A 19,829-nucleotide genomic window follows, 5' to 3' on the forward strand; every position below is an offset into this window, starting at 1 on the left:
GAGGGTATGGCTTTGCACAAAGCTATACCATAAAGCAAAATGAAAAAGTAAACACAATATGAAGCGACAAGGACAAGCACTATCGTTAAAGAATCTAACAAAAAGCAATGTGTGGGACATTCAGGAAAACGATGTCTTCCGCCTTTGGGCACAAGCAGAACGTGACGCCGACTTAAGGGATAATGAGCGTCATTATATTGATGTAATCAAAAGTGCCTTTACCATAGAAGAAATTAAGGTTGATAAGCCTGAAGTTATCAAGAAATACGAAGAACGTGGCTGCCAAGTTGGTCAAGTTAGACTTGATGAGGGTACCACTGTAAAATGGGCTTTAAAGAAAAAATCAATCCAACGTATTACTGATTTAACTTGGGAAAATATCCATCATATATCAGCTCAAAAGCTAATAGAAGTACTTGAGCGTAACTTTGGCGGTGGTTGGGAGAGCCTTCCACAGAGCGTACAGGATATTATCTTAAGTGGATTTGATATAAGTACAACTACGCTTCCGACCGTTCGTCTGAAGAAACCAGGTGGTCTTTATGAGAAGAAAGTCGCTGATGGCTTCGAAGTTCTTGAGATTTCAAAGGGCTCATGGACAGAAGCTATCTTTGCTAAAGAAAAGCCAATTTCAAACGTACTTACTACTAAACTTTCATCATTTGATGAGATTGGAGAAGAAGAAAACTTGAAGGATTTGGATAATGAAGACGAAATGATGCCTGAAGAAGATAGAGATACAGACGATGAGGACGATGAGGATTTCGATGAGGACAAGCTCACTGAAGAAAGCTATCGTACCACATTCGACACCAACCCAGAGGATTTGGAAATGCAAGCCGATGAGGTTGGAGAGGATGTCGACTTCTAAACAAGCATAATAAAGATAGTAAGTGATTAACCAAATCACTATAAGAAAAGACCCAATCATTTAATGATGATTGGGTCTTTTCTTGTTTTCTAAGATTAATCTTCTACACGTTTTCTTACCTAATTCGCATTACCGAGCTACGAATAGCCACTAACGCGAGGCGTTTGTTTTAGTGCTTTTTAGCCTTCTGAGCCAAAGCCTGACGACGAGCATTCTGAATCTCGAGGAAACGAGCATCCATACTACTGTCAAACTCTTGGTTCTTAATAATGAGCCTATCCATAAATGTATGTTATCTTAAATACTTAATCGCTAAAGTTTCCCACCCTCAAAAAGTTGGCTTAAAATAACAGTTTCTCAATAATTATTGGTAACTTTGTAGTGCTTTATTACATTGATTATCAACAAATTAAAGAGTAACTGTTATGGATGCAAAATTAGACAATTTAAGCGAGATATCCAAGCTTTTAAGTGTTAAAAGTAAGATGAGTAGCGATATTCTCTCACTTTTCTCAAAATTTGGTTTTGGACGTCTGCTCTGTAGGCTTTCTTTGGAGAAACACGATGGTATCTCTGCTGTTCAACAGATTCTTTCCCTTTGTCTTTTCCGTATTAATGGTGAGACGATACACTCCATATACAAGAAGAATTTCTACCATCTTCTCACCACTGGAAAGAACTGCTATTATCGTATGATGGTCAGGCAGGCAATGAATTGGCGTCGTTTGCTTAGCTATACTGTTCTTCGTTTTGAATGCATTCTCCGTAAGAATGGCATTCAGACAGAGAGCGAGAACTCCTGTGTTATATTTGACGATACAACCTTGGAAAAGACTGGTAGGAAGTTTGAGCATATTACCAAGGTTTTCGACCATGTACGAATGAACTATGTCTTAGGCTACAAGCTTCTTTTGTGCCTGTTCTTCGATGGTAAGTCCTCTCTGCCGTTCGACTTCTCCATCCATGAGGAATTAGGAAAGAAAGGGGACGGCGGACTTGGCAAGAAGGCACTCCGCAGCAGATTCTCCAAGAGACGCATGAAAGAGAGCCCAGCGTATGAGCGGAATCAAGAATGCGGTATGAGCAAGATGGACTCCGCCATAAGGATGCTCCAGCGCATGTGGAAGAGAGGTATTCATCCCCATTATGCCTTGGCGGATAGTTGGTTTGCCTGTGAGAAGTTCATTGAGGAAATCAGGAGAGTAGGCAACGGAGCTATACACTACATTGGTCTTGCAAAGATGGGAAAGACAAAGTACTTTGTGGAGAATAAGCGACACAATGCTGCTGAGCTCGTAGCAATGTATGCAAGACGTACCAAATGCTGCCGGAAGTACAAGTGTCAGTACATTGAGTTGAGGGGCTGTCTGGGGAATATACCAGTCAGGATATACCTGATTAAATATGGGCGTCGACAGACTTGGAACATCATGCTTAGTACGGATCTATCGATGAGCTTTGTGCGTGCCTTCGAGTTATACCAGATACGATGGAACATTGAAGTGGTCAACAAGGAGACAAAAGGACATCTCGGACTCGGCTCATACATGGGGAGAGACTTTGATGGTCAGATTGCTGATGCAACGCTCTGCTACATTACATATATCGTGATGTCGTTAGAAAAACGGATGTCAGAGTATGAGACCATGGGTGAATTGTTTGCTGACATGGAAGATGATGTCATGGCACTTACGTTATGGCATCGTGTGCTGAATTGCATAGAGAGATTGCTTGCTGCTCTTTGTGACGTTCTTGGGTTCTCTGTTAGTGAGATAGGGCAGTTAATAGTCACCGACTCAGCAATGCGGAACAACTTTGAGATTATGGTCCAAGCATTGGAAGACAGGCAACAAGAAAAGCTCACAACCGTAAACATATTTTAGACAAGTGTTAACGGCTCACGTTCATGGGTATTCGCAAAGCAGTTTGGTTGAAATACCCATGAAATAGAGGGGTGGGAAACTTTAGTTAATCGTATGCAAAGATACGTTTTCTAAGTAATCATAACAAATTTATACGACCTTTTTTGAACTCTTTTTAGTTACTTTTTGACCATAGTCAATACTATTGACTTACATCAAGCATCCACGTGTTATATTGCAAACAAGACTAAAAAAGTTGGCTATGTCAAATATCTTTCCTAACTTTGCACTGAATTAACAAAGAAAAATAAGTAATAACCGCAGAACCAAAGGGGTTCCGCACAAAAGAAGAGAGGATAACATTATGTTGACATTTGGTATTGTTACTATCGTTGCAGCAGTAATTGCAGAGGCATTGATTGTTTCAAAGAAGATTAATCTTGATTAGTAATTATCAAGTAAACAAAAGACCAGAAATTAAATCGTAAGCTGTTGAAAACGATTAACAGCAGACAAATAAAAAAGGAAAGGCGATGCACTAAATGGTGTATCGGCTTTTTCTATGGATGTTATTACTCTTTTCTAACAATAATTTTCTCTCAATCCAACACCCTTTTGCATAGTATTTAGCCCTCATTATCGTTGATGTTAACTATCCGCACACCTCGTGCTAAGCATGCGCACATATGGTGTTAAGCATCCGCACCACATGTGCTAAGCAGCAATATGCCATTTGAAAAGTAGCTATACGTTGGTAGAGTATAGGAAAAAAGACTGTAATAGTTCTTCTAACAAAACATTATAAAGCCTTAAAAAGAAGACATCCTTACTTTAGCTTATTGATAAAAGAGTAGTTTTCTACTATCACTTTATACTAAAGGATATTAAGATCAGCAAGCGCTTTCTGTGCTATAGTATCGAAGTCTTCTCTTAATTCGCAGAAACTTAGAACACAATTATATGCAGCATGTCTCAATGGTAGGCTCTCACCTGCTAACGTTGTGTGTGCCTGATCAAGGAACTCATTAATTCCTCGCTCATTAGGTTCCATACCACGAGCAAACAAACGAGCAAGCAACTGATAGCCACAAAGCTGATACATATCACGTTCAGAAGCAATCCACTTGTATGCCAAAGCAGGTGCAAAGTCAAGATACTGAAGAAGATTAAACGCCAATAACTCAGCCATTTCTTGTGTACGAAGGCGTTCCATCCATACCTCCACAAGGTCTTCATCCATTTTCTCAGCTGGCATAATAAGCGTAGCCAGTACCTGACACTCACGAATATCCTCTTTCCATAGTTCTATAGCGAGCTCATAATCCTTACCATATTCAGCTGCCATCTTCTGCAAATCAGGGATTGGTACTCCCCAGTTTATCTTATACGTAACACCCTTTTGACGCATAGAGTGCGATGCAACTCCATTCATCAAGAGGCGGAAAGACTGTTTAATCTCTTTCAGTTTCTCGTGTATCTGTTCATTCATTATCCTATTAATCTATATAAATTGATAAATTCTATTATGGCTTTTCTATACCACAACAGTTTAATTATTAAGTATTTGAACACCAATTGATAATTGATATTAACCAACTAAACTCAACATTAAAAAGCAGTCAGTTTCAGAAATAGCGTACATCTCCAATGTATCAGCATCACTACGGAACTCCTCTAATAATTGTTCAGTACTCTTTCCACTCTTTACCATCCATTCACGGAACAATTCAACAGCATGTTGAACATTACCCATAGCCCACTGACAATAACCTGCATTCAAATAATCCTCATGTGCTGGAGTTGATGTTAACAGCGTATCATACAACAGTGAAGCCTTATCAAGACTATTATCCGACAGCATTGCCCATGCAAGAACACGCTTCACATTCATGTCTTCCGGATATTGATAGTCAAGACGGAATAACTCTTCACGCACCTCGCTCGTCCTACCTAACTTCAAAAGAGCAACACAACGGTTCATTGTGTAATTCTTATGACCTGGTTCTAATTTCAGCAACTCAGTATACACCTCTTCTGCAGTTTTATAATCCTCTGCGTCAAGCGCTGCTCTTGCTTTTCCTTTCAGCGCCCACTGATTATCAGGCTCAGCCTTCAACGCATAGTCGAAGAACTGATAAGCAAACTCAGCCTTACCCATATGGATATTTGTATAGCCCATTAAGATGGCATATCGTGGGTCTGCACTCTGGAAAGTAGTGAGCAATTCTGCAAGTTCCGTCATCTGCTGATGCTTATACAAGTGTGAAGCCAAGCGCAACTTGACATCATCGAGCCCTGTACCCATGAAGGATTTATACGTAAAGAAGAAGGTATCAGCAACAAAGTCACCCTTACCATTATCCTCAAATGGATTAATAAAGTCATTAGCTGTATGATAAAGACGGAAGAAACGGTAAAGGTCTTGTAAGTAGGTACGACGAATACTAATAGCATCTTCCACATCATCACTTTCTGCCAACGGTCCTAACATTGCATCAGAACCTATTACCTCCTTAATATCAGATGGTAACTGATTGATGATTTGTTCTAAAGCAAAAGCAAAAGAGTATCTATCCGACTCACAAAAATTACTTCTTTCCATGAGAGTATTTAAGAACTTCGTGTCGCCTAATTTACTTATCACAGGGCGTAAAGCAGGGTGATTCAAGTAGAAAGGAGTGAACCAATTCACCATATCATTGAAGAAAGGGAATCGCTTCATCTGACTGAAACCGCCAAAATAGATATCAGAACCTTGCTTCTGCATATCCATCATCTTGCGTACCTTCTCTTCCATCTGCTCCATGCGCTTCTCATCAGCATCTTGGTGGAGGATACTCTCTATCGCATCTTCTTCCTTTTCCATAATGCCAAGACGCCCGATTGTCAGATTAGAGTTGCGCATGATATCAGGCATAATATCACGTTGAATCTTGTCATTATCCTTCTCAGCATCCTTACTATAGAAGAACTGAATCTGTAAAGTCAGTAATTCACGAGTGATGGTAGGGTTCTCACAGAGCTCACGTATCAACGCATCCTGCTCTGGGAAGATGTCCATTCCTTCGAAGACTGCTAACACCCAGCCCACCAATGCACGCTGTCTTACATGCTCGTCTGTAGCCTGCTGATATACATTGACAAGTGTTTTAAACTTATTAATATCAAACTGATTCATTGCACCAAGGCTAATTGCACTTACAATTACCTGCTGATCAGTTGACATAACAGTAGGAGAAAGGAGCAGCTCAGTATAGAATTTACAATCATCATCAGTCCATTGACACGATGTCCATAAGGCACTAAAAAGACGATTCATAAACGATTGGTGACGATCATATAACTCAGTACTCTTCTGTTCTCTTGTTTCTTCTGGTTGAAGTGAGAGCATAGCGATGTCTGAAACAAAAGATTCTAACACTGTACGAACGAAGTCATGGCTGGTATTCAGGTGGTCAATTACCCTAAAAGAGTTAACGTATGCACTAACATTCTTGCATCGCCAGCTAATCTCAAGGTCGGCAGCAACACGGTAAAGTCGCTGCAACAATGTGCTGTAGAGTGATTCACGATGACTATCTGAGAAGCCCCTTCCCATATAGTCTACCATCAACTGATAATCAGTTTTGATAGCTTCAAACTCACTGTGACCCATAAGTGATGGACGCTGAACATAAAGTTGCTCTAATACCTCAATGGCATTACTCAACCTTCTGTCCATTAAACAGTTTATAGCCTTGCTAAGAATCTCCTCTACATTCACTTCCCTACTCCTTTATATGATTACTATTCAGTTCTTACTTACTAACCTTACCACTGCTAAGAAAGTTGCGTGCCATGAGCAAGTCTGCCTTACGTGGTGGTCCAATCTTCGTATATTTGATGTCAGGTAATGCACGTACAACAGACTCATCAACCTTCATATACTTCTGAATCAAGGCAGAATAATACTTCACACCATTCTTATTGATTTGCTCTACAGCCTTATCATAAGCCGCTGCAAAGGCTGCTTCTTCATCTTGACGACGCACTTTATCCATTATAGCCACCACACCAAGGTGTACACCAGCATCTTCCGAATTGAAAAGGGAGTTATTATCTGCTGACAAAGCCTTTGTTATCTGTGGTTCAGCAAACCAGTAAGCATCAATCTCATGGTTCTGCAACATAGCAAGTCTCACCAGTACATCATTAACCTGTACACGAAAGACTTGATACTTAGGCTTAGCCTTCTTCACCGCCATATCAGTCAGAAGGTCAGTTCCAGAGAAACGAGTCATAGCAACAATCTTATCACTTAGGTCAGAGAGTTGCTTCAACTTCGAATCCTTGTCAGCAATCAGTTGCCAATTAAGATTCGTATCTGTCAGATAGTGCATCAGCACCTTGTTTCTATGTTTCAGTCTTTCTGTACGAACGAGGTCGCTGAAAGCAGCTTGTACACTTCCCCCAATCATAGCCGTATCGCAATCCATCTGTGCATTAAACCTACAAAGTCTAATGTCAACCTTCGCTGTATCATATAACAAGCTATCCTTCAATAGATACGCCGGAAGGCAATCCATCGTAGGCATAACAGCTATTTTATAAGCTTTCTGATAAGCTTCACGCTCAGCAACCTTCTGTGCCTGACGTTCAGCCTGCAGCTCCTTGTCGCTCTTACCGCAGCTGACAAAGGTAAGCACAGCCAGTATGAGCAGGTAATTAATACGTTTCATATAGTTGCAAAATTAAGAATAAATTTTGTAACTAAGAAAAATCTTATTACTTTTGTCTTACTTATGGCAAAGGACAAGATAGCTTTCGTCTGCAGTAATTGTGGACAGGAAAGTCCAAAATGGATTGGTAAATGCCCCAACTGTGGGCAGTGGAACACATTCAAGGAGTTCCGTATCGCTGCTGATACGGGTTCACAAGCTGCACGCAATGCCGCAACAACATTGCGCAATGCGGCTTCTGGCGGCTCTGTTTCGGCTTTAGCAAATAAGCCACAGCGTCTCCGTGACATTTCATCTCACGATGACCCACGCATAGACATGCACGATGGTGAACTTAACCGTGTGTTAGGTGGCGGCTTGGTACCGGGTAGTATCGTACTACTTGGTGGCGAACCCGGTATTGGTAAGAGTACGCTGACACTGCAGACAATACTCCACATGACGCAACGTGTACTCTATGTCAGCGGTGAGGAAAGTCCTCATCAGATAAAGATGCGTGCCGAACGTATTTCCAAAGATATTGCAGAAAACATCATTATCTTGTCGGAAACATCCTTAGAACATATTTTTGAGCATATTCGTGACGTACAGCCAGAGCTTGTTGTGATAGACTCAATCCAGACTATCTCAACAGAAGACGTTGACAGTAGTCCCGGAAACATTACTCAAGTACGCGAATGTGCATCAGCTCTTCTACGCTTTGCCAAGACAAGTGGCGTTCCTGTGATTCTCATTGGACATATCAATAAAGAGGGAAGCATTGCTGGACCAAAGATATTAGAGCATATTGTTGACACCGTGATTCAGTTTGAAGGCGATCAACATTATATGTATCGAATCCTCCGAAGCATAAAAAACCGCTTTGGTTCTACTTCAGAACTCGGTATTTATGAGATGGAACAGCAGGGACTTCGTGAGGTTAGCAACCCTTCCGAACTTCTTCTTACGGAAGACCATGAGGGATTATCGGGTGTTGCTATCTCAAGTACTATCGAAGGTGCACGTCCTTTCCTTGTTGAGACACAAGCACTTGTATCATCAGCTGCCTATGGAACTCCACAGCGTTCAGCCACAGGTTTCGACCAAAGACGCCTTAACATGCTCCTCGCTGTATTAGAGAAACGTGTCGGTTTTAAGCTGATGCAGAAGGATGTCTTCCTGAACATTGCAGGTGGTTTACGTGTGACAGACATGGCGATGGACCTCAGTGTCATTGCTGCCGTACTTTCATCGAATGTTGACACACCAATAGAACAAGGCTGGTGTATGTGTGGTGAGGTCGGATTGAGTGGCGAAGTACGTCCTATCAGCCGTATTGAGCAGCGCATTGCAGAAGCTGAGAAATTAGGTTTTAGCCATATCATTATTCCAAAGTATAACCTTTCAGGACTTACAGGTAAGTACAATATACAACTTCACCCCGTAAGAAAGGTTGAAGAAGCACTCAGAGCATTGTTTGGATAAAACGAAAATGAATACTTTGAGACGAACTCTCACAACACACAACATCTCGTTTTTGTAATAAAAATTCAGTACCCAATATTCTAAGTGGTGCTTAATTGGACTTGAATTAAGGCTTAATTGGCTTTCAAAAGACGCCCTTTTGAGGTCTAACTAACGCCCTATTGAAGTCCAATTAAGCACCTTTTCGAATAGACACTTACAACTCCTTTATAACTAAAGAGTTACAAAGACGCTCAAAGTGGCGTTATCTCACTGTTTCTTTGAGTAAAACACAAGGGGATAATGTAAAGATAATTCAGCATGCAATAAACGCAAATTAAGGGCTATTTAAAGAATAAAACCATCCGAACAGATACAAACAAAAAAGGCAGTAGCTAATGGGATAAAACCATTGCTACTGCCTTTAATATTTTCTTTTTAAACTATTGCTTTAGAACTTAGCCATCTTGATAGCATCAATCGCACACTCATCACCCTTGTTTCCAAGTCTGCCACCACTGCGATCCTTAGCCTGCTGGAGATCGTTGGTTGTCAGAAGACCATAGATAACAGGAATATTTTGTGATGCGTTGAGATGAGCTATTCCGTATGTCACACCCTCACAGATATAGTCAAAATGAGGTGTTTCACCGCGGATAACACTTCCAAGAATAATAACAGCATCGAAACCGTCATTCTTAGTCATCATCTGTGCACCATAAATGAGTTCAAAGCTACCAGGAACAGTCTTAATATGAATATTCTCTGGAATAGCACCATGCTTCTCGAGTGTCTTTACAGCACCATCAAGCAAGGCACCAGTAATCTCCGGATTCCACTCAGCTACAACGATACCAAAGCACATGTTACTTGCATCTGGTACACTCTGCGCATCGTAGTCGGATAAATGATGAAGTTCTGTTGCCATGTTTGCTTAGTTAGAAGCACGCTCAATATACTTGTCAATATCCTGATAGATAGGAGAGTTGACGTAAGTATTCTTGATATCCTTGTAAATCTCAAGTGCATCAGCCTTCTTACCTTCGCTCTCGAGGAGGACACCAGCCTTGCGCAATGCTAATGGAGCAATAGTGAGATTCGTGTTATCAGCAGCCTCAGAGTTAGCCATCTTTGCAGCTTTCTTGAAGCACTCAACAGCCTTATCATTCTGGTTGTTGTTAGCATAGATATCACCAAGTGCCATCTGAGAAGCTGGACTAATCATCTCGTCGTCGCTTGTGCTAAACTTCTCTGCGTTCTCCAACGCCTTTGCCCAGTTTGGCTTAGCCTGATGTGCATAGCAAAGTGCAACATAAAGGTTTGCAAGGTTGCCAGCATCAGTGCTGCTATAGTCACTCTGAACCTTCTGGAAACCAGCGAGAGCCTGGTCATACTGCTGACTGTTGAAGAGTGTCTGACTCTTAGCCAACTCAGTACTTGCCTCTGCCTCACGTGGAGCAGAAATGTAGTTTTTGTAAAGGATAAAGCCAGCTACAACCACTACGATAGCAACGATAGCGATAATGAAAGGCTTCTTGTACTTCAAGAACGTAGCCTCTGATTTGTTAAGGGTATCTTCGTATGTACCCTGTTCTTTGTTGTTTACCATTTTTACGTTATGATGTTTTTATTTTATTCTAAACTGTAAGGTACGCATTATAGCGGGACAAAATTAATCAAAAAGTCGCATATATTGAAATTTATCAACGACTTTTTTCTTTTATTGAACGGAAATGAGTTAACTTTGCAGAGAATGGAATGGAATAATATAGCGTTTAAAGGTTAATCGGATTAACTCTACTTTTTATTCTCTTAACAGAGGAGGAGTTGTTTCTTTACAGTTCTTTTAGTCATAAGGAGCATTCACTCACATTCATCTCCTTAACATTCAAGCAATAAAATAAGACAATGCAATTAGAGAAACTATCCATTATAAACTATAAGAATATTCAGGCGGCAACATTAAACTTGTCGGCTAAGCTTAACTGTTTTATTGGACATAATGGTGAGGGAAAGACTAATCTGCTTGATGCAGTCTATTATCTTTCGTTCTGTAAGAGTGCTTTTAACCCAAAGGATTCGGAAGTGATGCGCCATGATGCAGACTACTTTGTACTGGAAGGGGATTATTGTACGGATGCTGGTGAGCATGAACAGGTGTACTGCGGTATGAAGCGTGGCTCAAAGAAGCATTTTAAACGCAATAAGAAAGAATATAAACGACTGTCACAGCATATCGGACTGGTGCCATTGATTTTTGTTTCTCCAGCTGATGCGACCCTTATTGAAGGAGGAAGCGAAGAGCGAAGAAAGCTGATGGATGTGGTTATCTCGCAATACGACACACCTTATATAGAATCGCTCAGCCGATATAATAAGGCTTTACAACAGCGTAATAGCTTGCTGAAGCAAGAGGAAGAACCAGATGCTACTCTTCTGGAACTACTTGAGATGCAGATGGCAGAGCATGGTGAAGCAGTATATAAGAAGCGGGCTGCCTTCGTAGAGGAGCTAACCCCTGTTTTCCAACGTATCTATCAGACTATCTGCAGTGAGCGAGAACAGGTGTCACTCGAATATGTTTCGCATTGTCAGCGTGGCGACTTATTAGACGTTATTCAGCGTGATCGAGCAAAAGACCGTATTATGGGCTATTCGCTTCATGGCACGCATAAGGATGACTTAGTGATGAAACTTGGTGGCTATCCTATGAAACGAGAAGGAAGTCAGGGACAAAATAAGACATACGTATTAGCGCTGAAGCTTGCACAGTTTGATTTCCTTAGACGCACAGCAGGTAATAACACACCATTATTATTGCTTGATGACATCTTTGATAAGCTCGATAGTAGTCGAGTAGAACAGATAGTACGCTTGGTTTCTGGTGATGATTTCGGACAGATTTTCATCACAGATACGAACCGTGATCACTTAGATAAAATTCTACAAGGTAGTGGCTTCAATTACAAGCTGTTCTCTGTAGAAGGTGGAGAAATAAACGAAAGAGAAGGATAAGATATGTTTAGACGGAAAGTACAACCATTAGATGACTTGCTCAATCAGTTCTTACGCCAAGAAGGACTTGAGTCTCCCCTACTACAGAAACGTATTATTGCTGCATGGGACGCTGTGGCTGGTGAGACTGTTGCTCGATACACACAAGAGAAGTTTATCAAAAATCAAACTCTATTCGTAAAGATTATAAACCCAGCTTTACGTGCCAACCTCTGCATGATGCAATCAGACTTAGTCAAGAAACTTAATGCTGCAGTTGGTTCTATGGTTATTTCCGAAGTGAAAATCTACTAAATCGCCCTTTCTATCATAGGAAATAACAAACTTATATAATCAAAGAAGTAATGGGATATTTACTCGTTATCATTCCTCTCTCTTTGCAACTGTTTTCATTATTTGTAATTGATACAAATCAAGAAACAACAAATTGAAGGAAATTTATGCGTGAATTATTTGGTGTGTGCGCAAACAATGCTTACCTTTGCATCGTCAAAAGACAAATAATAGATTGTTTAGGTTAGTAGTAATAGATTTAGGTTTTTAGTTATTTAGTTTAAGGTAGAACAAAAGAGATTGTTCAAATAACACAAATAGGTTTTTAGTTAAGGTAATAAAAAGGATTGATTAAGGATAACAATGATGCAAGATGATTGGGGATTGCCGTGAGGCATGAACCAAAAATCAAGCATAAAACAGACATTTCACACAAGAAATAAGAAAGAGCATAATAGAGTTTCTATCGTGCTCTTTACTTTTATAACCAATATAAAAGGGCAGTCACCTGCCCTTTTGTTATACTACGATTCTGATACTTATTATTGTTAGATTCTCATTCCTTTGAGAATCTCATTCATCTTCTGCTTTGTCTCAATACGTGTTGGAACTAAAGGAAGACGCAAGACATTCTCTATCATACCCATATCATTCAAGAGTGCCTTACAACCAGCAGGATTACCATCAACGAAGAGAAGTTTGTAAAGCTCAGTAAACTGATGATGTATCTTGCGTGCTGGCTCATACTCGCCCTTAAATTCCAAACGAATCATACGTGAGAACTCCTTAGGCAGGGCATTACCAATAACTGAGATAACACCTACTGCACCACTTGCTATCATTGGGAAGGTCAAGGCATCGTCACCACTGATAACCTCAAAGTGCTTTGGTTTGTTCTTAATAATCTCGTCTACCTGCTCTAAGTTACCTGACGCCTCTTTGATAGCAACAACATTAGAAAACCCTGAAGCAATACGAACTGTTGTCTCTGCAGTCATATTGACCCCAACACGACCAGGCACATTATACAGGACAATCGGCAGTGGACTTGCCTTTGCGATAGCTTTAAAATGCTGATAAAGTCCCTCCTGACTTGGTTTATTATAATAAGGACAGATGCTAAGAATACCATCAATACCACTCCAATCAGTCGTTTTAATTTCTTCTACAACAGCAGCAGTATTGTTTCCACCACAATACTTTAGGATTGGCACACGACCATTAACGATTCGTTTAATGACAGCAGTCAGTTGATCCTTTTCTTCACGCGAAAGACAAGGAGACTCACCAGTAGTAGCAAGAATGCAGAAGAAGTCAGCACCGTTATCTAAATGGTAGTTAACCAAGTTTTCAAGTGCTTCATAATCAATACTGAGATCTTCCTTAAATGGAGTTATCAATGCTATACCTAATCCATGAAAAACATTCTGCATAGTAATTATCGTCTTTTAAGAGACTCACGGTAAAGACTCCATGGGGAGTTAATGTGCAGTCCTATTCATATTAAACGCTGAAAGGCGTCTACCAATATCGTTGCAAATATAGCAAATATTTATCAATAACCAAAGACTTTTATCCTTTATCTTAAAGAGTAAGTCATCATCTTAACGTGAGCCAATCCATAGGAATATCATTCCAAGGAGAACAAAACATAAGTCGATTGCCTTTGCTTTTAAGTTCTTTTCTCTAAACAGTAATGCACCACATAAGAACGATACGAGGACGGAACCACGACGTACCATTGACACAATGGAAATCAGCGCACCTGGTAATGAGAGTGTATAAAAGTAGGCAAAGTCTGCCATTGATAGGAATATAGATATGAGCAGGATAGACCACTTCCATGAGAAATGGGCTGTACGCTCTGCTTTCTTTCTCTGATTGAAGATATAGACAAGGAGAACTACACCCATCATGATACATTGATAGATATTATACCAACTCTGTGCCATCATACGATCGAGCCCTACCCCACCATTCTCAGGGCTTGCCATCAGATATTTATCAAGCAGTCCACTACATGTTCCCATCATGGCTGCCAATACCAAGAAGAAGATCCACTTGTTATGCTTGAAGTCTATACCCTCTCTCTTACCGCTTCTTGCCAATAGGAACAGGGAAATAATAGCCAGACTGACACCAATCCATTGCCAAGTATTTAGTCGTTCGCCAAAGACAAGCATAGCACCGACAAGTGTCATCACTGGACGTGTAGCGTTGATTGGACCGACAATCGTTAAGGGTAGCTGTGCAATCGCAAAATAACCGAATACCCAAGAAAGGAGTACAATAACGCTCTTTAGTATGATCCATCGGTGCATCTCCCACCCACCAGTTCCGACATGAAAGATACTGGAATCGAGTACATGGGTATATTGTGACAATAATATCAATGGCAGAAAGATTGCCGAACAAAAGAGTGTATTGAGAAAGAGTACAGGTATGACATCATTCCCACGGAGAGAAAACTTCTTCGACGTATCATAAAGTCCCAGCAATGTTGCTGAAACAAAAGCCAAAAGAATCCACATAAGCTATATTCTAATACTTTACTTCCCAAAGGAAGAGGGCGTTGCCTGGCATACTCTCACCAGCATCGCTTCTTGTTCCACCGTCTACAATCTTCTTAAAATCATCTAACGAAAGACGACCTCTTCCCACTTCTACTAATGTACCAACAACTGCACGTACCATATTGCGTAGAAACCGGTTAGCTGTTATCACAAAACACCAATTCGTGACAGTATTATCAGTTGTCAAAGCAAATTCCTCATTTGCAGGAATCCATCGTGCTTCGGTAAGATTACAGATAGTTGTTTTAACGTCCGCTCCTGTCTTACAGAAACATTTAAAGTCTTTCTCCCCTATCAAATAGGCTGCAGCCTCATTCATCTTATCAAAGTCTAAAGCATAACGAAACTCACACGAATACTGCCGTGAGAATGGTTGTTTCCCCGTATGAACATAATAATGATAAGTACGTGAGGTCGCTGAGAAGCGTGCGTGGAGGTCTTCACCGACAGGTTCAATCCTACTTACAGAGACATCACGTGGTAATAAACGATTTACTTTATAAACTAATTGTGCACTGTCAAACGACAATTCCGTGTCAAAGTGTGCAACCATCATTCTGCCATGTACACCAGCATCGGTACGTCCTGCACCTGTAATAGCAATCGATTCTCTTAGTATTGTAGACAAAGCGTGTTCCAATACTTCTTGTACAGAAATCCCATTGGGTTGAATCTGCCAGCCATGATAGGCCGTTCCATCGTATGAAAGGGTGATAAAATATCGTTGCATAACTATTTGCAAAGGTACAAATAATTACTTAAACTCTATCTTCCCAGCTAAAAAACTCCATAAAATCCAAATAGCCATCAGCATGAAATAGTATATAAAGAGCTGGAAAATGGTTACATGAACATCCTCTATGCATGCGCAAGGTAGGCTTGCAAGCCAATGAAGTGAGGTATTCAATCCTTCTGTAATAACACAGATGCACTTCCCAATAAACGATGATAAAGAAGGCAATGGACTAAGAAGTAACAAACAGAATGATGCTAATACGATTAGCATTGTGCATGGTACAGCTATAAGACTACTAACAGCAAAGATTGTAGAGACCCTTCCGAAATAGAAAGCTATCAAAGGTGCCGTTCCCAATTGTGCAGCCAATGACACAGCAATCATTCCCCACAACCACCTGAAAACAAATAAACTCTTCTTCTGCTGTAAAGGGATTAACTCATAAATGAGTGGATAGAACAATAGAATTGACCATACAGAGATAAAGGATAGTTGAAAACCTATATCGAAAAGACTATTAGGATTGCTAACAAGCATAATGATAGCAGTTAGTGCCAAAGTATTAACTGACAACCGTTCTCTATTCAAGAGGGTTACAAAAGAGTAGATAGTCAGCATCACTGCAGAACGAACAACAGACGAAGACATCCCTACCAAGACGACATAACTCCATAGAATAAACAGAATAAGAAGTTCACTGATTCCCCTTTTAAAGCCCCTGGGCATAACACGTTCACACCAACTCAGAATAAACAAAAGCAAACTATACAAGATAGTTAGATGTAAACCTGACAAAGCTAACACATGACTTGCACCAGTTATGGAGTAATCTTCTTTTATATCTCTACTAATCAAATGTTTATCTCCAAGCGTCATTGCAGACACAACAGCTAAATGAGTGCTATCAAGATTACTTTCTAATACTCTCATTAACTTCTCTCTATGGAGCGCAGCAGACAAAGATGTACGTTGAAGAAAGCTCATCTGACGAAGACTCACTTTGGTTTTCTGCCATTGATTATAAAAGATAAAGGTTTCTGCAGAATAGCCATGTAACTTCAACCAGCGGGCATAATCAAAGGTTGCATCCGCAAAGTTTATTGGTTCTTCAAGGTAAGCTGAAGCTTCTATTCCGTCTCCAAGGTGTAGTGTTCGATAACGATTTGTTATCGTATCACGAAGTATTGAAGCCTTAACCTTCATCGGTTCGCCTGCAGTCATAACCATTAAGTCTGTTTGTATGACTTTACCACGAACGACAGGATTACTAAGAAGAACTGCCTTAAAGGTTATTTGCTTATTGGGAAGCTGTATCTTTGCAGCTTGCCGGCTCATTGAAACAAAAGTTCCACCAACAAGAAAGACCGTAAAGAGCAATAATAGACTCTGAAGATACTTCTTCCTCCACACCACAAAGGTAATGCCAATCATACAGATTGTCATCAACCACCAAAACATAGAGGATATATCTTCTTCTAAAGCATCACCAACAGCAATACCCAACACCAAAGGTAAGAGTAACTTGACTGAGGGATACATCAGTAAGTCCATTTTCTTCTTCACAGCATTAATGTCTTCATGTACTTCTTGCAAATGTAAGAAAAAGAACTGAAAAACAACAATATTGCACTTACTTATCTTGCAAGATTTACAAAATATCAGTACCTTTGCCACATGATATTCTACTTTTCTGGTACAGGTAATAGCAAATGGGCTGCAAAGACATTGGCTTTAGAAACTGGTGATACACTTGTTTCAATCCCAGAAGTAATCAATAGCGACTGTTCTTTTACATTAGAAAAGGATGAACACGTAGGTTTCATCTTTCCTATACATGGTTGGAGAGTTCCGAATATTGTAAAAGAGTTTCTAACTAAATTAACAATAAAGACTCTGGGAGAAGACACTTCCCACGTTAAACATTATTGTTTCTGCTTGGTTACAGCTGGAGATTCTATCGGTAAAGCTATGGAACGCTTTCAGCAGCAATTAAAGAGTGTAACAGTGAATGACGCACTGTCACTTAAGGCGGTATGTTCTTTAATTATGCCAGAGTCATATGTTGGCTTGCCAGGTATGGATGTAGATACGAAAGAGAAAGAATTAGAAAAGAAGGAACTTGCTTCAAAGCAGTTAAAAGAATTCTCTAACATTCTTAAACAGCGTCCTCATAAGGATAGCAATCAGATTTGGGGTTGGAACCAACTAATAAGAGGTCCTATTCCTTCTTTCTTCTCTGGTCCTGTAGGAGGCTTCTTTGAACACTTCCTCATTACGGATAAGCCCTTTCATGTAGACAGTCGTCGATGCGTGAAGTGTGGTATTTGTGCAAATGTTTGTCCTGTTAGTGACATCAAAGGTGGCTTAGGCTTTGAACCAGAATGGCTACACAATGGCAAATGCCTCACCTGCTTCTCGTGTTATCATCACTGTCCACACCATGCAATTGAGTTTGGTAAACGTACACAGAAGAAGGGACAATATTTCTATAACAAATTAAGTAAAAGAAACTAAACGGTGAATATAATGAAAACATTAAAACAACTATCGCTCATAGTATGCCTGATGCTTTGTTCCCTTACTACTTGGGCAGCAAAGGCAGAATCAATACCTGTACAAGTAAGACAGGCTGATGGCACTGTTATTACTGTCATTTTGCGTGGTGATGAACATATCAACTGGTACACAACGCTTGATGGTGTATTACTTGTACAAGGTGAGGATAACAACTACTATATTGGACAAGTAGAGAGAAACGGAAAACTTATAGCAACAAAACAGCTTGCACATGAAGCACTATCTCGTTCACAAGCTGAGCGTAACCTGATTGCTAAGCAAGATAAGGAGAAGTTTTTTGCTTACGTTAATAAGATTGCTGAAGAATCTGAAAACACATACGAAAACTCTCCTCTTACACGAGGACCAATCATAGATTCTGGCTACAATGGCGTACCTTATTTTCCTCACACAGGTAGCCCAAAGGCCCTTGTCATCCTTGCAGAGTTCCAAGACACAACATTTACTATCCAAGATACAAAGAAGGTGTTCACAAACTATCTGATGAATGAGGATCATTTCACAGATTCTCGTTATGGTCAGAATCAGAACTACAAAGGTGTTCGTGGTTATTTCAAGGATTGTAGTTATGGACAGTTTACACCTATCTTTGACGTTGTAGGTCCTATCAAATTACCCAAGAAACATGCTATCTATGGTGCAGGTAATGATAGAATGGACTTATTACTTGCTGATGCTTGTGCTGCTGTGGATGATTTGGTAGACTTTGCAAAATACGATGCGAACAACGATGGTATCGTTGATTTGGTTTATATAATCTATGCAGGACATTCTGCCAATTACCATGATAATAAAGTTTCAAACATATGGCCAAAGTCTGGTACAATTACTGTCTCAAATAAGTTTGACGGTAAAAGTATCCGACGCTATGGAGTCAGCAATGAGCTTAATGGAAGTGATAAGACATCTAAGAATAACAAGAAAATTAACGGTATAGGTTTATTCTGTCATGAGTTCTCTCATACACTTGGACTCCCGGACATCTATGCTCTTGATGAAGAAGCAAAAAGCCAAGACAACCAAGGTATGGAGTTCTGGGACCTCATGGATGGTGGAACAGAAGTACGTAATGGACGTGTACCAGCATCTTATCTTGCTTGGGAACGTGAAGTAATGGGCTGGATAAATATTGATGAACTTAAAAATGATATCACTATAAACAACCTAAAGAGCATCGATAATGGAGGAAAGGCATACAAGATTGTCAACCCTAAAAATTCAAATGAGTATATTGTATTGCAGAGTATTCAAAAAGGACCATGGAATCAAGGCTGGGGATATGGTACATACGGGAAGGGGTTGTTTGCCTATCGCATCTCATACCCTTCTGGCAAAGTAAATGTCTTTGATTATCCCAACAATGTAAAGGGTAAACCACGTGTAATCCCTATCCCTGCAGATGGTAAAATATTAGCAGCTGCCAATGCTGGAGGAAAACTAAATGTATACACCGCTCAGCTCAATGGCGACCTTTACCCTTACAATGGAAACAACAAGATTAACAACTTTAAGATGTATGATGGTACTATTCTGAATAAGTCAATATTTGACATCGTAGAGAATGATGCTGCACGATATGTTAGTTTCAAGTTTAAGAACAATGAAACCAACGGTATTCAGGCACCTTCAATCATTGAAAGGAGTACATCTGACAACCGTATTTACACCCTTGACGGCAGATATGTAGGCACTGACGCCTCTATCCTACCTCATGGAATCTACATTCAGAACAACAGGAAATTTGTGAAGTAGTACAAACTT

16 protein-coding genes are annotated in these 19,829 nt (G+C 40.2%); 7 read left to right on the top strand and 9 right to left on the bottom strand.

The window, feature by feature from the left end; genetic code table 11:
* Positions 1-58 precede the first annotated feature (58 nt).
* Complete coding sequence (locus FIU21_RS01610; protein ID WP_004359546.1) at positions 59-871, top strand: hypothetical protein; 813 nt, start codon at positions 59-61, stop codon at positions 869-871.
* Positions 872-1,296: 425 nt separating this feature from the next.
* Positions 1,297-2,754, top strand: coding sequence for an IS4 family transposase (locus FIU21_RS01615; protein ID WP_172891275.1), 1,458 nt, complete (start codon positions 1,297-1,299; stop codon positions 2,752-2,754).
* Between the two features lie 853 nt (positions 2,755-3,607).
* Here FIU21_RS01615 and FIU21_RS01620 read toward each other — a convergent pair.
* From FIU21_RS01620 to FIU21_RS01630, 3 genes are all read right to left on the bottom strand, one after another.
* Positions 3,608-4,222 (bottom strand): DNA alkylation repair protein, encoded by a 615-nt coding sequence (locus tag FIU21_RS01620; protein WP_004359548.1) that lies wholly within the window; start codon positions 4,220-4,222, stop codon positions 3,608-3,610.
* 99 nt (positions 4,223-4,321) lie between these two features.
* Positions 4,322-6,496: a tetratricopeptide repeat protein gene (locus FIU21_RS01625; protein ID WP_004359550.1), complete on the bottom strand. Its 2,175-nt coding sequence runs from the start codon at positions 6,494-6,496 to the stop codon at positions 4,322-4,324.
* A 34-nt stretch (positions 6,497-6,530) separates the two neighbouring features.
* Positions 6,531-7,451 carry an ABC transporter substrate-binding protein gene (locus FIU21_RS01630; RefSeq protein WP_004359552.1) on the bottom strand — a complete coding sequence of 307 codons (921 nt, stop codon included), beginning with the start codon at positions 7,449-7,451 and terminating at the stop codon, positions 6,531-6,533.
* A 63-nt stretch (positions 7,452-7,514) separates the two neighbouring features.
* Between FIU21_RS01630 and radA the strand changes: the two genes are divergently transcribed.
* On the top strand, positions 7,515-8,915 hold the full coding sequence (gene radA, locus FIU21_RS01635) for a DNA repair protein RadA (protein WP_004359554.1): 1,401 nt from the start codon (positions 7,515-7,517) through the stop codon (positions 8,913-8,915).
* 430 nt (positions 8,916-9,345) lie between these two features.
* On the opposite strand, the gene ribH is transcribed toward radA, so the two are convergent.
* Both ribH and FIU21_RS01645 read right to left on the bottom strand, forming a co-directional pair.
* Complete coding sequence (gene ribH, locus FIU21_RS01640) at positions 9,346-9,822, bottom strand: 6,7-dimethyl-8-ribityllumazine synthase (RefSeq protein ID WP_004359555.1); 477 nt, start codon at positions 9,820-9,822, stop codon at positions 9,346-9,348.
* A 6-nt stretch (positions 9,823-9,828) separates the two neighbouring features.
* Entirely contained in the window at positions 9,829-10,503 is a 675-nt protein-coding gene (locus FIU21_RS01645; RefSeq protein WP_004359557.1) for a tetratricopeptide repeat protein, read from the bottom strand.
* Positions 10,504-10,802: 299 nt separating this feature from the next.
* On the opposite strand from FIU21_RS01645, the gene recF reads away from it, so the two are divergent.
* On the top strand, positions 10,803-11,909 hold the full coding sequence (recF, locus tag FIU21_RS01650) for a DNA replication/repair protein RecF (RefSeq protein ID WP_004359559.1): 1,107 nt from the start codon (positions 10,803-10,805) through the stop codon (positions 11,907-11,909).
* 3 nt (positions 11,910-11,912) lie between these two features.
* The gene (locus FIU21_RS01655) at positions 11,913-12,203 is read left to right on the top strand and encodes a DciA family protein (RefSeq protein ID WP_004359561.1); all 291 of its coding nucleotides are present in this window, start codon (positions 11,913-11,915) and stop codon (positions 12,201-12,203) included.
* 527 nt (positions 12,204-12,730) lie between these two features.
* Here FIU21_RS01655 and dapA read toward each other — a convergent pair.
* The 4 genes from dapA to FIU21_RS01675 all read right to left on the bottom strand — a co-directional run bounded on the left by dapA (position 12,731) and on the right by FIU21_RS01675 (position 17,054).
* Positions 12,731-13,615 (bottom strand): 4-hydroxy-tetrahydrodipicolinate synthase, encoded by an 885-nt coding sequence (gene dapA, locus FIU21_RS01660; protein WP_004359564.1) that lies wholly within the window; start codon positions 13,613-13,615, stop codon positions 12,731-12,733.
* 171 nt (positions 13,616-13,786) lie between these two features.
* A complete protein-coding gene (locus FIU21_RS01665; RefSeq protein WP_004359566.1) occupies positions 13,787-14,713 on the bottom strand; it encodes a DMT family transporter in 927 nt (308 codons plus the stop codon).
* 10 nt (positions 14,714-14,723) lie between these two features.
* Positions 14,724-15,485: a tRNA pseudouridine(38-40) synthase TruA gene (truA, locus tag FIU21_RS01670; protein ID WP_004359569.1), complete on the bottom strand. Its 762-nt coding sequence runs from the start codon at positions 15,483-15,485 to the stop codon at positions 14,724-14,726.
* Positions 15,486-15,509: 24 nt separating this feature from the next.
* Positions 15,510-17,054, bottom strand: coding sequence for a ComEC/Rec2 family competence protein (locus FIU21_RS01675; RefSeq protein WP_036886028.1), 1,545 nt, complete (start codon positions 17,052-17,054; stop codon positions 15,510-15,512).
* Between the two features lie 111 nt (positions 17,055-17,165).
* Between FIU21_RS01675 and FIU21_RS01680 the strand changes: the two genes are divergently transcribed.
* Both FIU21_RS01680 and FIU21_RS01685 read left to right on the top strand, forming a co-directional pair.
* Entirely contained in the window at positions 17,166-18,005 is an 840-nt protein-coding gene (locus FIU21_RS01680) for an EFR1 family ferrodoxin (RefSeq protein ID WP_004359573.1), read from the top strand.
* A 12-nt stretch (positions 18,006-18,017) separates the two neighbouring features.
* On the top strand, positions 18,018-19,820 hold the full coding sequence (locus FIU21_RS01685; protein WP_036885952.1) for a M6 family metalloprotease domain-containing protein: 1,803 nt from the start codon (positions 18,018-18,020) through the stop codon (positions 19,818-19,820).
* Positions 19,821-19,829: the final 9 nt, after the last annotated feature.

The organism is Prevotella melaninogenica (genome assembly GCF_013267595.1).
Lineage (GTDB): Bacteria > Bacteroidota > Bacteroidia > Bacteroidales > Bacteroidaceae > Prevotella > Prevotella melaninogenica_D.